Here is a 13,704-nt window from a genome sequence, read left to right on the forward strand (position 1 = left end):
CTAGCCCTTCTGATAGCCGGTTTTGCGGATCGCGTACAGAAAGACGAAAGTCGTGAGTCCCGAGCCGATCGCGGCTTCGGCCATCGCGACGTCCGGCGCGGCGAGCAGCAGGAAGGCGACCGCCGCGAACAGGCTCGCGAGTCCGGAGCTCACCATCGCGGCCAGCAGATTCTTCAGGCAGACGGCCAACACCCCGCTCACGAGGATGCTCGCGCACATCAGCAGCAGGAGCAGTTCGAGCATCGCTCACAGCCCCCTTTCAAGAAAGCGCGCAATCGCGAGCACCGCGAGAAAGCTGAGCAGTGCGTACACGAGCGCGACGTCGATATAGACGAAACGACCGGAGAACTGCGCATACAGCGCGATTAGCGACAGCGAGATGACCGTCAGCACGTCGATCGCGACGATGCGGTCGACGACGGTTCTGCCGATCACGAGACGGATCACGCCGAACAGGATCGCGAACAAGATCAGCACGCCGGCGATCCGGAGCATGATCTCAGCCAAAGACTTTCTCCAGATGCTTTTCGAACGGTGTGACGAGTGCGTTGGTCGCTTCGTCGATATCGGTCGTCTTCACGTCGAGCCAGTGAATGAAAAGTATGTCGTCCCGAACGTCCATCACGAGCGAGCCCGGCGTGAGCGCAATCGAATTGGCGAGCGCGAGACGGCCGAGCGGTGTTTGGAGGCGGGTGCGAACCTTGACGATGCCGGGCTTGATGTCGATACGCGGCGAGTACACCAGCGCCATCACATTCAGATTGGCGCGTACGAGCTCGACGATGAAAGTCACGCTATACGCGGCGAAGTGATACGGCGCGGCTGGCGTTAGACGTAGGCGCTGCCATGCTTCGCTCGACGATACGAAGACACGCGCGACGACGAAGGTAATGACGAGACCGACAAGAGCGGGTTCGACCGCGAGCGATGCATTCGCGACCATCCAGATGACGAACAGGACGACCCAGAGGCCGGGCATTCCCCGAGGAACGAACGACGACACCGGTTTTCCGTTGTTCGAAGGCATGTCATCGGTTCCTAAGGAGGCCTTGCGGAAAATTCTAAGTGACAATTTATGGCAAATCAAACCCGACGCCGATCACCGCTCGTTGATTGAAAAAACCGCGATAGATGGATGTGTGCAAACAATACCCGTCCTGACGTATCTCGCTAAGTGGCTGTTTTGTATGAATATTCGTCTTTCCCGCAATTCCATGTTTGCAAACAGATACGGTCTGGCGCGCGGCGCGCTGCAAAACGGATTTGCAAATGAAATCTGTACTGATGCCCTTTGGCATGCCGTGCACTCAGGCAAGTACCACCTTCGTATCGGGGCACGACTCGACGGTGGCCATTCCGAAACCAGAATGAAAAAAGACTGCAGAGATTTCTCTGCAGCTCTTTGACTTTCAAGGCGTCTATGCTTCGCGCGTTCGGAAATTTTGCTGCGGTGTGGCTTCCGTCAACGCATCATCGCTGCCTTCCTCCAGCGAAATATGCCGGGTTTCGCGTCCCTTGACCCACCAGATCGCGGCGGCAATGGGACCGGGCAGCGCAAGCGCCAGCAGCACGAGCAACGGTGCGGAAGTTGTGCCCGTCGTGCTGAAGGCGCTGGTGAGCAGTAGCGGCGTGATCATTGCGCCCACTCGACCGAAAGCAACGGACACGCCCAAACCCGAGGCGCGCAACCGCGTCGGCAGGATTTCAGACGAAACCACGTAAGCCGAGATGTAACCCCACGTGACGCCAAACTGGATCAGGCAGTAGCCGACCACCATGGAAGGCAGCGTTTGCGCAAAGTACACCACCAGGATAGCGAGCACGGTGAACGTGTAGCTCGTGAACAGCGACGAGCGACGCCCCCACGACTCGAGCACACGCGATGCCAGCAAGCCGCCGAGCAAAGCCGCTACGTTGCCGTAAATGTAGTAGATCGGCATCGCAGCAGCAGGCACTTTCATGTACGGCAGAATGACGAGCGCCATCAACGACAGTACGCCATACACTACGACTGCCTGCGAGAAGTTCAGCGCACTGGCAAGGCCGCACGGTCCGCGATAGCGGCCAACCAGCTCACCCACATTGCGCCAGAACGTCGGGTGTGCGGGCACGATCGCGGTGGGCTGATAGCGCTTCTGCGCTTCGGTAGCCGCGCTGATCCCGGCGCGCTTCGCATACGCGGCAATTTCATCGACGATTGCTTCAGCTTCGGTCACGCGCCCTTGCTGCAGAAGCCAGCGCGGCGATTCGGGAATCACGCGGCGAATCCAGAAGAAAATCAGGGCCATCGTGGTACCCAGGCCGAAACCCACGCGCCACGCGATGTCGGGCGGCAGGAGATTCAGCGCGTAGTACGAAACAACGGCGGACAGCACGGCACCGAGGGGAAAACCCGACAGGATCAGCGCGTCGGTACGTCCGCGATTGCGGCGCGGAATGAATTCGCCCATGGTGGCCGTCACGGCGGAGTATTCGCCGCCCACGGCGAGCGCGGTCAGCGCGCGGAACACGAGAAAGGAGTGGTAATCCCACGCGAAGATGGTTGCCACGCTGAACGCGGCATACCAGAGGAGCGTAGCCAGGAACAGGCGTTTGCGGCCGAAGCGATCCGCCAGGTAGCCGAACGCGACCGCGCCGATCAGAATGCCGAGCACCCACACGCTTACGGCCAGCGAGCTTTGGGCCGCGTCGAGGTGCCAAAGCGCCTTGATCGTGCCGAATACGCTACCGATGATATTGGTTTCAAAAGAGTCGAGCGTCCAGCCCACTCCCAGCGCGACCGTCAGCAAGGTGTGGAAGCGGGTCCACGGCATGTGATCGAGCCGGGTTAAGGCGTCGGTCTTGATGGTGGTTCGGGAAGTCATGTCGATATGTTCCTTTCCTGATTCGTTGTGATATTCGTCGTACTAAGTAAAGTGACATCTTGAAGACACATGCGATTCATGCCGTGCGGATTAGCTGGCCATGGCGGCCCCCTCGGACGTCTGTGCAGTCCGAAAATCACGGGGAAGCACGTGAGCCATGCCGTCCCGCGCGATCAAAACACCTTCTGGCATGACGTTTTCTGATTGCTCAAGTAGCCACGTATCGAACGTATGGGATGCATGCGTCATCCATGCACGTACTGGCCGCAGCTGCTTGACTAGCGCACATGCGGTATTCCAGTCGTTGTGGTTGGTCGGCTGATCCGTTGGCGGTAAAGAACAGTCGAGAGCCAGCGAAAGTGCTTCCCATCTCTGCAGCCACTCCAGCGTGGAAGGCGGCAACCCGATCGTGTCAGTCAGATAGGCGAAGCGTTCGCCCTCTGGCCCTTCGATTGCATAGCCGAACGTTGGTTTGGAATGGATCAGCGGCAGCGCCGTAAAACGCAGGTCGCCGACATCGAACGTGCCGAATTTCTCTGCCTGATTAAATGCGAGCAGGCCCGGGTTGCGATACAGATCGGCGCAACCGTTGCTGTCTGGCGGGGCCCAGGTCGGGATGGATTTCCCGACGCCCCAGCGCAGATGGAACAACCCTTGCACGTGGTCTGGATGGAAGTGCGTGAGTGCGATCGCGTCGAAACTTCCAGCGGGAAAACGCTCGGATAGGTCCATCAGTCCGGCATCGAGCAGAACGCGGGTCGTGTCCGTTTCGATCAATGCGCTGCAGGGGCGACGAACGCAAGCGGGTAAGGCTCGCGCTCGTGTACATGCGGGGCAGTTGCAGCCGTAGAGCGGTACGCCGCCTGCCGCGCCGGTGCCGAGGAAAGTAACGCGCATCATGATGGCTCCGCACAGCGGAGAATTAGCGAAACCAGTGCCTCTCCCGCCTGTCCGAGATCACCGTCGTTGCGGATGATCTCCACTTTGCCGGCACGCTGCTCGAGCAAATGGTTGCGCCGCAGGCGCTGCTCCACCTGCTCGACCGTTTCGCGACCGCGCGCCAGAAGGCGTTCACGCAGTACCGCTTGCGGCACTGCAATTTCCACCGGCACGAGGTGGGGGTAGCGCGTGCGTGCATGCGGCAGATATTCGCGCGACCCGTTCATCACGACGGTCAACCCTTTATCCAGCCAATGGTCGATCTCGGCCCCGATACCGTATTGCAGCCCATTGCTCGTCCAGTTCAGCGCGAACAGGTCCGAACTGCTGCGCGCCGCGAACTCTTCGGGACTCAGCGCGACGTGATTCTCGCTACCGGCGTCCGCTGCGCGCGTGATGTAGCGATGAGCAAAGCAGATCCCCACGTGGCCGGACAACTGCTCGCGCGCATAGCGCAGCAGGCTATCCTTGCCGCTGCCGGAAGGACCGCTTACGTAGATCAGATTGCCTGACATGGAAGCGGCCTCAGTGATGCACGCGGCTCGCGCCGAGCACGAGCTTGCCGCGAGACCACACCTGGTCGGCATGCGGCAACCCACCTATCCGCTGGACTGCGACCAGATCGGCGCGCTGTCCGACCGCGATCTCGCCGCGGTCGTTTAGCCCGGCTGCCCGCGCCGGATTGCGCGTCACGAGCGCGACCGCGTGCGCGAGCGAAACGTCCGCGACCTCGGGCAGCTTGAACGTGGCTGGCAGCAACGAGGCAGGCGAGTAGTCGCCGCACAGGCAGTCTGCGACGCCTGCCAGCACGGCATCGAGCGCACGCATGTTGCCCGACTGCGACTTGCCGCGCAGAATGTTCGGCGCGCCGAACAGCGTGGCTATGCCGCTGCTGCGCGCGGCCTGGGCCGTTTCGAGGTTGATCGGGAACTCCGAGATCGTCGCACCGAGATCGCGTACCACGTCGACCTTGGCGGCCGAATCGTCGTCGTGGCTTGCAATTGCGACACCCTTGGCGCGCGCCAGCGCAGCCAGTTGCTGCATGCGTTCGATCGCGCCTCTGGCCGCCTCTGCCTTCTGCTTCATGATCTCGTCGAGCGTGGCATCGTCGGCTTTGTAGGCGTTCGCAAGGTATTTGCGGAACGACTCCACGTCGCGAAACTGACCCTGGCCCGGGCTGTGATCCATGAACGAGATCAGGTCGATCACGCCTTCGTCCATCAGCGACGACAGAACCGGAGGGGCGGTGACGTCGGTCACCTCGAAGCGTGCATGGAATCTGTTATCGATTAGCGCATGCGCTTGCCAGGCGTGGATCGAGCGGCCGAGCTCGGCTGCCGTTTCGTTGTTGCGTACGCCGAACTCGCGGTTCGCGAAAGACAGCGCATGAAATACCGTGGTGATGCCCGCAGACGCATTGCGCTTGTCTGCCTGCGCGCAAGCGAAGTCGATCGGGAAATACACGCCGGGACGAGGCTCCACCTCTTTTTCAAGCGAGTCGCAGTGCAGGTCGATCATACCTGGGATCAGCGTATGTTCTTGCAGGTCGACCACGGTCGCTCCGGCGGTATGTTCTGGGTCGAGCGCCGCGATTTTGCCGTCCTCGATGAGTACGGCGAGTCTTTCACGCACTTCGTCAGCGAGAACGACGGTTGCGTTCGTCAGGAGTTGGCGGCTCATTGCGTGATCGCTTCAGAAAGAGGGGAGTGGACAACCGGCGGTGCAAGTTCGATCACCTGGTCGGCAAGGCGCTCTACGAGGTCCGGGTGGTGGAAGATGGCGAGCATCGCCACACCTTCGGCCTTGATCCCTTGCAGGATCTCCACAACCTTGTCGGTGGTGCGCGGATCGAGGCTTGCGGTCGGTTCGTCGAGGAGTAACAGGCGCGGGCGAGCGACGAGGCCCCGCGCCAGGTTGACGCGCTGCTTTTCACCACCCGAGAAGGTCGCAGGGGGCACTTCCCAAAGACGCTCGGGCACGTTCAGCGCATCGAGCATTCCACGCGCGTTGTCGCGCGCTTCGGCACGCGCGGTGCCGCGCACGAGCAGCGGCTCGGCCACGACATCGACGGCGGCCTTGCGCGGCAGGCAGTGCAGGAATTGCGTGACGAAGCCAATCTCGTCTTTGCGCAGCGCGAGCACTTCGTGCTCGGACGCCTGCGCGAGATCGACCGTCTCACCGGCTGCGGTGCGGAACAGCAGGCTTCCGGCGCTCGCGAGGTAAGTACGGTAGATGCATTTGAGCACCGACGATTTGCCGGCACCGGTCGGGCCGATCAGCGCGGACAGGCGGCCCGGCTCGACGGCAAACGAGACGTTCGCGCAGGACGGGATGGTCTTGCGCTGATCGTGCAGCGCAAAGTGCTTGCTCAGATTTTTAACGGTCAGGATCGCGGACATTGGTTTACCTCAGAGAGCGGAGGCCACAAGCCGCTGCGTGTACGCATGCTGCGGGTCTTCGAGAATCTGGTCGGTCAGGCCCGACTCGATGATGCGGCCGTACTTCATCACGATCGTGCGGGCCGCCAGCAAGCGGATCACGCCGAGATCGTGCGTGACGGCGATCATCGCCGTGCCGAGTTCCTGCTGGATCTCGAGGATCAGATCGAGGATGCGCGCCTGCACCGACAGGTCGAGGCCAGTCGTAACTTCATCGAGGAACAGCAGCGGTGGACGGGTCGCGAGTGCCTTCGCGATCTGCACGCGCTGTTGCATGCCGCCCGAAAACTTCTTCGGCGACTCGTCCATACGTTCGGGCAATACCTCGGTGCGCGAGAGCAGGTCGCGTGCGCGTTCCCGGATCTCGCCGAACAGCGTCACGTCGTTCATCAACAGGCGCTCGGCGATGTTGCCGCCGGCCGACACGTTGAAGTTCAAGCCGAGGTGCGGGTTCTGGTACACCATGCCGAAGCGATGATTGCGCAGCCAGCGCTGTGCTGCGGTATTCGCTGCGAACAGGTCGCAGTCATTGTCTTCATCGAAGAAGCGCGCGGTGCCCGCGGTTGGCTTTTCATCGAAGTACAGCGTTTTGACGACGGTCGACTTGCCCGACCCCGACTCACCCATGATCCCGAGAATCTCGCCGGGCCGCAGGTCGAAGCTGACGTCGTGGGCAGCCACCACCGAACCGCAATGCGGGCAGATGTTGGTGTCCTGTTCCGGGCCGGTGCTTTCGATGCAGCGCTCGCAGCCTGTGCCGTGAATCTTGGTCAAGCCGCGCACTTGAAGAATGGGGCTCACTGGACTGCTCCTTCGTTCGTTGCGTTGGCCTTCTGCTGAGTGCGGCCGTTGCGATAGTCGTTGCAGTAGTCCGAATCCGAACATTGGTACGACCTGTCGCCGTCCTCGCCGATGATCTCGTCGAGAAAACTGTCGATCGAGCCGCAGCGCACGCAGGCGCGGCGATTGCCGTGCTCGTCGTGGAAGTCCTCGGTGCGGAACGGCACGTCGTCGAACGCGAGCGGGTCCGCGCGGGTATAGGGCGGCACCGCATAAATCTTCTTTTCGCGTCCCGCACCGAGCAGCACGAGCGCGGCCGACATGTGCAACTGCGGCACGTCGTAGCGCGGAATCGGACTCGGGTCGATCACGTAATGACCGTTGATCCGCGTCGGATAGCGATGCGAGATAGTGATTTCATCGAACTGCACGATGTCTTCGTACAGCTTGGTCAGCAGACGCGAGTAGTCACCTTCGCCGTGCATCGTCTTGCGGCGCGCCTCGGACGGTTCCACGACGACCAGCGGATCGGGATACGGCACCTGCAGGACGAGAATCTGCTCTTCGGTCAACGCGACTTCGGGAATCCGGTGGCGCGACTGGATCAGCGTGGCTTCACGGGTGTGCTCGGTAGTCTGAACACCCTCGCAGGTGAGTTCGACGAAGTGACGCAGATTGACCGCATTGACCGAGTCGTCGGAGCCTTGGTCGATCACCTTGAGCGTGTCGTCCGGACCGACGAGGGACAGCGTGAGCTGCAGACCGCCCGTGCCGAAACCACGGCCCATCGGCATTTCACGAGAGGCGTACGGCGTCTGGTAGCCGGGAACGCAAATCGCTTTAATCACCGCGCGGCGGATCTCACGCTTCGCGTATTCATCGAGGAAGCCAAAGTTGTAACCTGCTTCGTCGAGCGGCAGTTCGTAGAGGTCGTTCATAGCTCGACTCCTTGTGCATCCTGTTCGGTCTGCTTGTCCGCAGCCTTTTGCTGGGTCGTGCGCAGCCGGTCCATGTCCGACTGGAACGTGACGTAATGCGGCATCTTGTAGTGGCTCGCGAAACCCATCGAATCGACGCCGTCGATATGCAGCAACACGAACTCCGGGTCCTCCGACGGATTGGTCGGACCGTTTCGCATGCCGTTCTGCAGCGAACGGTCAAGCACGGCCATCGAGATCGCCTTGACTTCGTTGTGGCCGAAACACGCGCCATAGCCGAGGGTGAAGACGGGTGGCCCGCCGCCGTCGTCGTCTTCGTACATCGCGACCATCTCGCACTCGGTCATCAGCACCTCGCCGGCCTCGACGAGTTCGCCCGTGACCGGATGGGGAATTCGCACCGGCACATAGCCGACACGCAGTTCGGCCACAGTCGGGTGGACATCGCCATAGCCGCGCATGTTCGAGTAAGCGATCGCGAGCAGCGAGCCGGTTTCGGCGCGCGCCATCGTCGCGAGGGCGGCGGAACGCGGAACCGGGAAGATCAGCGGATCGCGCGTGACATCGAAAGGCTCGGTGCGTGACTGCTGCAGCGCCGGGAGCAGTCCTTCGGCGCGCAGTGCATCCACGACCTTCGGGAAGGTGTCGGGCAGATAGCTTTCGTCGATCGAGTCGAGAAACGTGCGTGCAACCGAGCGGAACGCTTCGGGTGATTCGTTGGCGAGGTCGAGGCGCATCAGGCGCAGCGCGTAGTCGTTGGTCGGACCGAGCATCTGACCGCCAGGAATGTCCTTGAACGCGCTGGAGATACGGCGGATCACGCGCATTTCGCCCGTGTGCTGTACGGGCGCCTCGAGCAGCCGAGGCTTGGTCGAACGATAGGCTCGCAGTGCGAACGCTGCTTCGAGCGTATCGCCCTGCATCTGCTTGATAGCGAGCGCGGCGAGGCGCGGGTGATACAACCCGCCTTCCGAAACCACTCGCGAGGTCAGCGAACGAAGCTGATGTTCGATCGTCTGCAGGGTCAGCGGCGTGCCGTGCTCGCCCTCGGCCGTACGCAACGCGTCGACGACACGCTCTGCGCCCTCGATTGCCCGGCCGCCGCCCTTGATAGCCACATAACCCATTACCGGCCTCCTTCGATGGCAACCTTGATCGTGCGGGGCAGTGCGACTACGCTGCGCTCGTCCAGCAGTACCAGATCGACGCCAAGCGGGAAGCCGCTGTTCCATTGCTTGCGCAACTTCCACCACTGCGGGTCGACTCCCGACACGTGCAGCGAAACGCTGCTTTGAATGCCTGGACCGCTGAGGACGAGCTCGCCACCTTGCTTGATCTCATCGACCACCAGTACGAGTGTTGCGCCGCTTTCCGGGCTGTCGAGCGTGCCGAAAGCAGGCTCGACAGCGGGTAGTTGACCGCCCGGCATCACGACGAATTGAGCCTGATCCGCACTAGTGGACTTCGCGCCGAGGCGCTGACGGTCTGCCGCGCCGACCATCTCGCAGGGATCGGCCAGCGTAGTTGCGGGATCGGCCAGCGTCGCAAGCACGAGTGGCAGCACATGCGTGGCCTGCGTCTCGAGTTCGCTGATTCGGCCGGGATAGGAAAACGCATCCAGGATGCGGCGAAACGCGCGCTGCTGAACCAGTGGTGTCCAGTCGGCCGGATGCGAGACGATACGCGTCTGCAGTTCATTCATCATCGTCCTCCTGCGCGGCGAGCAACGCGAAGTCCACGCGCGTTGCCGCCAGCAGCTTCTTGCGATCGGCCGCGGTTGCTTCGACGATCTGTTTGCCTTCACGAAGAAGTTCCACGGCCGCATCATGCCCAGGCCAGGCGGCAGCCGTTACCGCGTCCAGGATCGCGAGTGCGCGAATCAGGCTCGTGCGGTCATCCATGACGATCGCCGCGCCTTCGGCGGTGCCGCCTTGTGGGTCGGTCAGGCGCACATGCGCCTTTGCGACCGGAATCTCGCCGAGGTAGTAAGTCTCGCCCATGGCAGCGTCGGTGAGTGGCACCAAGGCGAGGCCCGATTGCGGGATTTCCAGGTCTTCCACCTGAAATTGCTCACCGAATTGACGCGCGAGTGCGCGAATGCGCTGTGCCGGCACGTTCGTCCAGTAGCGCATCCAGTCCCCGCGAGTGGGCTGCGACGCTGTCGCGTTCATGAGTTGTCCTTCTGAATATACATATAGCACTAGAAACTTGGTGAAGCAGTTAGATTTCTTAGCCGATTTATGCGGCCCGAAGGCCGCAACCTTTGCCTCAGGGATGACCCCAGACCCCTTACAGCAGCGGAATGCGCAACTGGACGCGGTCTGCGCGGAACCGGGTAATCACATACTCGACCGGCTTGTTGTCGCGCTCATCCACATTCACGCTCTTGACCCGCAACACTGGCCGGTTTTGCGGCATGCCAAGGATTCGCGCGTCGTCACCTTGGGGTAGCACTGCCGTGACGGCGCTATCGACGCGACGCAGCTGGCAGCCATACTCTGCATTCAGAAAAGCGTGAAGGGAGTCGCCTTGATAACGGACAAGCAGATCGGGGAAGGGTTGTGCTGGCAAGAAATGCGAAATGAGGCACATCGGCTTGCCGTCCACGCTTCGTAACGTTTCCAGCCAATGCACGGGCTCGCCTTCCAGGATGGCCAGGCGTTCGGCAACGCGCACACTGGCAGGCAAGGTCTGCTTGCGCAGGATGCGGTTTCCGGCCAGCAAACCCTGAGCGTTCAGGGTTTCGGTAAAGCGGGTGGTTTTGCCGATCTGGTAGTCGATCTGGTTATCGAGCACAAGGATGCCGCGGCCATGACGGCGCTCCACCAGGCCGGCCTCGACCAACTCGTCGATGGCACGACGGAGCGTGTGCCGGTTCACCCCAAAGCGTGACGCGAGTTCGCCCTCGGATGGCAGGTAGTCGCCAGGTGCATAGACGTTGGCGATTTCCTGTTCCAGTTGTCGTGCGATCTGGGCATACAAGGATTCGCCCTGTTCTCGACTGACAGCGTACAAGCTCATATACGGTTATCTAGATAAGTGGATAACCGAATCCTACAAAGAGTGTGTGACAGAGATGTGATGCGGGGATGGCAGGTTCTCGGAAGTCGACTGACGGCTCGAATTCCGCGTTAGTCGGGCTTTGCGCGACAACGGTCGCGCCTTGCACCGTCAGTCGTCAGGATCGATATTGAAGATCACCTCATGCCCGACGCGCCCGCTGCAACCGGCTTGAAAACCAAGCGTGCTCCAGGCTAGCGAGTGGCAATCCGAATTCGCGAGTATTGCAGGAGAGGAAGGTCAAATGATTACGGCCATGTCGTTCATCGCTGGATTGCTCGCCGTCTTTATTGTCTGCTATGTGCACTGTGCGATTCCCAACCAAAAGCCATGTCGTAGGCATCATCGCGCTCGGGGACCTTGCAACAACCGCGGAGGGCGGAGTCTCTTCGATCGTCCGTGTCGAAAAGCCACGGAACGATTGCAATACCGAGCCGGCGTCTGGACCTTTGTCCAACGGGTTCGCGCACACGACGACAGCCGTCTGTAATGCCAACGACTCTCCAGCTTCATGGAACGGCCCTAAGGTCTTACCGTTGTAATCAACGGTAAGGAGACGGCAAATGGTGAGGCCCCAACTGTCACAACGATGCAATAAGGTATGCGTACGACTTTCGATCGCAGCATTCGCGGGAGTCGCCGCGTTAGCGTTCGCTACGTTGCCCGCCGGCGTATCTGCGGCAGGCAACGATCGAACGTCCCCAACACTGACGCCGATCAAGCATGTGATCATTGTTGTCGGCGAAAACCGAACGTTTGATCACGTTTTCGGCACCTATCAACCCGCGCAAGGCCAATCAGTGTGGAACCTGCTGTCGCGCGGCATCGTCAATGCGGATGGCTCCCCTGGGCCACACTTCGCGAAGGCACAGCAATATCAGGCGCAACTGATTGGACCGGCCAAATTCGCGCTGGCCCCGTCGAATAAAACGCCGTACGGGACGCTGCCGGCGCCCAACACCGGCGGGGCGCCGACTGCGGCGAGCGATGCGAGCCCGCCACCATTCGCGACTCACGATGCGGCCGCGCAGGCCGAGGGGACGGCGCTCGAAGCGTCCGACATCGATCAACTGTTGACCGGCGCGACAGGGCTGCCGGCGCATGCAGAGGATTCGCGGGTGGCCAACTACAATGCGTTGCTGAACGGTCCATACCTGTTGCAGCCTCCGCTCTATGATGCGTACATGGGTGGTCCGGTGCACCGCTTCTATCAAGCCTGGCAGCAAGCGGACTGTGCCGTCGCGCATGCGAGCCGCGAGAATCCGAGTGGCTGTCTGGGCGACCTGTTTGCGTGGGTCGAGACTACCATCGGCGCGGGTAGCAACGGTAAGCCGCGACCGACGCCTTTTAGCGATCAGACCACCGGTGAAGGCTCGAATGCGCTCGGCTTTTACAACGTGAACAATCGCGACATGCCGTACTTCACGCAACTGGCGCGGCAGTACGCGATGAGCGACAATTATCACCAACCGGTGATGGGCGGTACGGGGGCCAACAGCATCATGATCGGCGCCGCTGATGCGTACTACTACACCGACGGCAACGGCAACGCGGCAACGCCACCTTTGGATCAGATTGAAAATCCCGATCCGTTGGCCGGCACCAACAACTGGTACACCCAGGATGGCTACTCGGGCGGCAGCTATAGCAACTGTTCGGACCCGGGCCAGCCGGGCGTCGGCCCGATCCTTCAATACCTCGAATCGTTGCCCTACGACCCCAAGGCGAACTGCGCGCCAAAGCACTATTACCTGCTGAACAATTACAACCCTGGCTATAACGGCGACGGCACGGTACTCGACAGGTCGAAGTCGCCTTTCACGATCCCGCCGTCACCGGTGCGCACCATCGGGGACACTCTGCTTGATCGCAACATCCCCTGGAAGTATTACGGGGAAGGCTGGCAGAGCTTCATCAAGGATCCGACGAAAAGCGTCTACTGCAACATCTGCAATCCGTTCCTGTACGAGACGTCGATCATGACGAACCAGCAGGTGCGGGACACGCATCTTGCAGATTTGCCTGACCTGTATGCGGACATCGGCGCGGGCAATCTGCCTGCTGTATCGTTTGTAAAGCCGGGCGGCTTGCTTGATGGACATCCGACATCGTCGAAGTTTGGACTTTACGAGGCGTTTGTGAGGAAACTGGTCGATGCGGTAAAGAGCGACCCGAAGCTATGGGCCACGACGGCGATCCTGATCACCACCGACGAGGGCGGCGGCTACTACGATTCAGGCTATGTTCAACCCATTGACTATTTTGGCGATGGTTCGCGCATCCCGATGATCGCAGTGTCGAAGTACTCGACCGGAGGACGCATTTCCCACAGCTACTCCGATCACGCTTCAATCGTCAAATTCATTGAGCGCAACTGGGGATTGCCGCCGATCACGGGTCGTAGTCGTGACAACCTGCCAAATCCGATCCAACGCAGCCATAACCCATACGTGCCGGTGAATGCGCCTGCGATCGGTGACCTGTTCGATCTGTTCGATTTCAAGCGGGAATCCGACGATCACGATCATGACCACGGCAGGCCGGACAGCGATGACGATCGCAGCGGCGGTAAGGGATGGTGGCCTTTCTGATCGTGTTCTGCACGAGGTACGCTTGGCACCAGAAAATGGAACCGCCGCGCACTCCCGGCGCGGCGGTTTCATCCGCAGGGCGAGCGGACTATTG

The 13,704-nt window shown here is 61.0% G+C and carries 16 protein-coding genes; 2 read left to right on the top strand and 14 right to left on the bottom strand.

The window, feature by feature from the left end; translation table 11 throughout:
- From G5S42_RS36670 to G5S42_RS36680, 3 genes are read right to left on the bottom strand one after another with little or no spacing between them, the layout of a single operon-like run.
- Positions 1-243, bottom strand: a complete 243-nt coding sequence (locus G5S42_RS36670) for a hydrogenase subunit MbhD domain-containing protein (protein WP_018433708.1) — start codon at positions 241-243, stop codon at positions 1-3.
- Between the two features lie 3 nt (positions 244-246).
- Entirely contained in the window at positions 247-507 is a 261-nt protein-coding gene (locus tag G5S42_RS36675) for an MrpF/PhaF family protein (protein WP_176111605.1), read from the bottom strand.
- On the bottom strand, positions 500-1,027 hold the full coding sequence (locus G5S42_RS36680) for a Na+/H+ antiporter subunit E (RefSeq protein WP_176111606.1): 528 nt from the start codon (positions 1,025-1,027) through the stop codon (positions 500-502). The genes G5S42_RS36675 and G5S42_RS36680 overlap by 8 nt, the downstream gene beginning before the upstream one ends.
- On the opposite strand from G5S42_RS36680, the gene G5S42_RS36685 reads away from it, so the two are divergent.
- Positions 1,014-1,406 (top strand): hypothetical protein, encoded by a 393-nt coding sequence (locus G5S42_RS36685; protein WP_176111607.1) that lies wholly within the window; start codon positions 1,014-1,016, stop codon positions 1,404-1,406. The genes G5S42_RS36680 and G5S42_RS36685 overlap by 14 nt on opposite strands.
- A gap of 12 nt (positions 1,407-1,418) precedes the next feature.
- On the opposite strand, the gene G5S42_RS36690 is transcribed toward G5S42_RS36685, so the two are convergent.
- From G5S42_RS36690 to phnF, 11 genes are all read right to left on the bottom strand, one after another.
- Positions 1,419-2,864, bottom strand: coding sequence for an MFS transporter (locus tag G5S42_RS36690; protein WP_176111608.1), 1,446 nt, complete (start codon positions 2,862-2,864; stop codon positions 1,419-1,421).
- 90 nt (positions 2,865-2,954) lie between these two features.
- Positions 2,955-3,764 (bottom strand): phosphonate metabolism protein PhnP, encoded by an 810-nt coding sequence (gene phnP, locus G5S42_RS36695; RefSeq protein ID WP_176111609.1) that lies wholly within the window; start codon positions 3,762-3,764, stop codon positions 2,955-2,957.
- On the bottom strand, positions 3,761-4,318 hold the full coding sequence (gene phnN / locus G5S42_RS36700; protein WP_176111610.1) for a phosphonate metabolism protein/1,5-bisphosphokinase (PRPP-forming) PhnN: 558 nt from the start codon (positions 4,316-4,318) through the stop codon (positions 3,761-3,763). Before phnN ends, phnP begins: the two co-directional genes overlap by 4 nt.
- Positions 4,319-4,328: 10 nt before the next feature.
- Positions 4,329-5,483 carry an alpha-D-ribose 1-methylphosphonate 5-triphosphate diphosphatase gene (locus tag G5S42_RS36705; protein ID WP_176111611.1) on the bottom strand — a complete coding sequence of 385 codons (1,155 nt, stop codon included), beginning with the start codon at positions 5,481-5,483 and terminating at the stop codon, positions 4,329-4,331.
- Positions 5,480-6,202 (bottom strand): phosphonate C-P lyase system protein PhnL, encoded by a 723-nt coding sequence (phnL, locus tag G5S42_RS36710; protein ID WP_176111612.1) that lies wholly within the window; start codon positions 6,200-6,202, stop codon positions 5,480-5,482. Before phnL ends, G5S42_RS36705 begins: the two co-directional genes overlap by 4 nt.
- 9 nt (positions 6,203-6,211) lie before the next feature.
- Entirely contained in the window at positions 6,212-7,042 is an 831-nt protein-coding gene (locus G5S42_RS36715; RefSeq protein ID WP_176111613.1) for an ATP-binding cassette domain-containing protein, read from the bottom strand.
- On the bottom strand, positions 7,039-7,959 hold the full coding sequence (locus G5S42_RS36720; RefSeq protein ID WP_176111614.1) for an alpha-D-ribose 1-methylphosphonate 5-phosphate C-P-lyase PhnJ: 921 nt from the start codon (positions 7,957-7,959) through the stop codon (positions 7,039-7,041). Before G5S42_RS36720 ends, G5S42_RS36715 begins: the two co-directional genes overlap by 4 nt.
- The gene (locus G5S42_RS36725; RefSeq protein WP_176111615.1) at positions 7,956-9,086 is read right to left on the bottom strand and encodes a carbon-phosphorus lyase complex subunit PhnI; all 1,131 of its coding nucleotides are present in this window, start codon (positions 9,084-9,086) and stop codon (positions 7,956-7,958) included. Before G5S42_RS36725 ends, G5S42_RS36720 begins: the two co-directional genes overlap by 4 nt.
- Positions 9,086-9,661 (bottom strand): phosphonate C-P lyase system protein PhnH, encoded by a 576-nt coding sequence (phnH, locus tag G5S42_RS36730; protein WP_176111616.1) that lies wholly within the window; start codon positions 9,659-9,661, stop codon positions 9,086-9,088. Before phnH ends, G5S42_RS36725 begins: the two co-directional genes overlap by 1 nt.
- A complete protein-coding gene (phnG, locus tag G5S42_RS36735) occupies positions 9,654-10,130 on the bottom strand; it encodes a phosphonate C-P lyase system protein PhnG (protein ID WP_176111617.1) in 477 nt (158 codons plus the stop codon). Before phnG ends, phnH begins: the two co-directional genes overlap by 8 nt.
- Before the next feature lie 118 nt (positions 10,131-10,248).
- Entirely contained in the window at positions 10,249-10,980 is a 732-nt protein-coding gene (gene phnF / locus G5S42_RS36740; protein ID WP_176111618.1) for a phosphonate metabolism transcriptional regulator PhnF, read from the bottom strand.
- Between the two features lie 764 nt (positions 10,981-11,744).
- On the opposite strand from phnF, the gene G5S42_RS36745 reads away from it, so the two are divergent.
- Positions 11,745-13,610 (top strand): alkaline phosphatase family protein, encoded by a 1,866-nt coding sequence (locus G5S42_RS36745; protein ID WP_312883695.1) that lies wholly within the window; start codon positions 11,745-11,747, stop codon positions 13,608-13,610.
- Positions 13,611-13,704: the final 94 nt, after the last annotated feature.

The sequence above is a fragment of the Paraburkholderia youngii genome (assembly GCF_013366925.1).
Taxonomy (GTDB): domain Bacteria; phylum Pseudomonadota; class Gammaproteobacteria; order Burkholderiales; family Burkholderiaceae; genus Paraburkholderia; species Paraburkholderia youngii.

Coding starts and splice junctions, on each gene's coding strand:
- G5S42_RS36670 (WP_018433708.1), bottom strand. CDS start 243: ATGCTCGAACTGCTCCTGCTGCTGATGTGCGCGAGCATCCTCGTGAGC.
- G5S42_RS36680 (WP_176111606.1), bottom strand. CDS start 1,027: ATGCCTTCGAACAACGGAAAACCGGTGTCGTCGTTCGTTCCTCGGGGA.
- G5S42_RS36690 (WP_176111608.1), bottom strand. CDS start 2,864: ATGACTTCCCGAACCACCATCAAGACCGACGCCTTAACCCGGCTCGAT.
- phnP (WP_176111609.1), bottom strand. CDS start 3,764: ATGATGCGCGTTACTTTCCTCGGCACCGGCGCGGCAGGCGGCGTACCG.
- phnN (WP_176111610.1), bottom strand. CDS start 4,318: ATGTCAGGCAATCTGATCTACGTAAGCGGTCCTTCCGGCAGCGGCAAG.
- G5S42_RS36705 (WP_176111611.1), bottom strand. CDS start 5,483: ATGAGCCGCCAACTCCTGACGAACGCAACCGTCGTTCTCGCTGACGAA.
- phnL (WP_176111612.1), bottom strand. CDS start 6,202: ATGTCCGCGATCCTGACCGTTAAAAATCTGAGCAAGCACTTTGCGCTG.
- G5S42_RS36720 (WP_176111614.1), bottom strand. CDS start 7,959: ATGAACGACCTCTACGAACTGCCGCTCGACGAAGCAGGTTACAACTTT.
- G5S42_RS36725 (WP_176111615.1), bottom strand. CDS start 9,086: ATGGGTTATGTGGCTATCAAGGGCGGCGGCCGGGCAATCGAGGGCGCA.
- phnH (WP_176111616.1), bottom strand. CDS start 9,661: ATGAATGAACTGCAGACGCGTATCGTCTCGCATCCGGCCGACTGGACA.
- phnG (WP_176111617.1), bottom strand. CDS start 10,130: ATGAACGCGACAGCGTCGCAGCCCACTCGCGGGGACTGGATGCGCTAC.
- phnF (WP_176111618.1), bottom strand. CDS start 10,980: ATGAGCTTGTACGCTGTCAGTCGAGAACAGGGCGAATCCTTGTATGCC.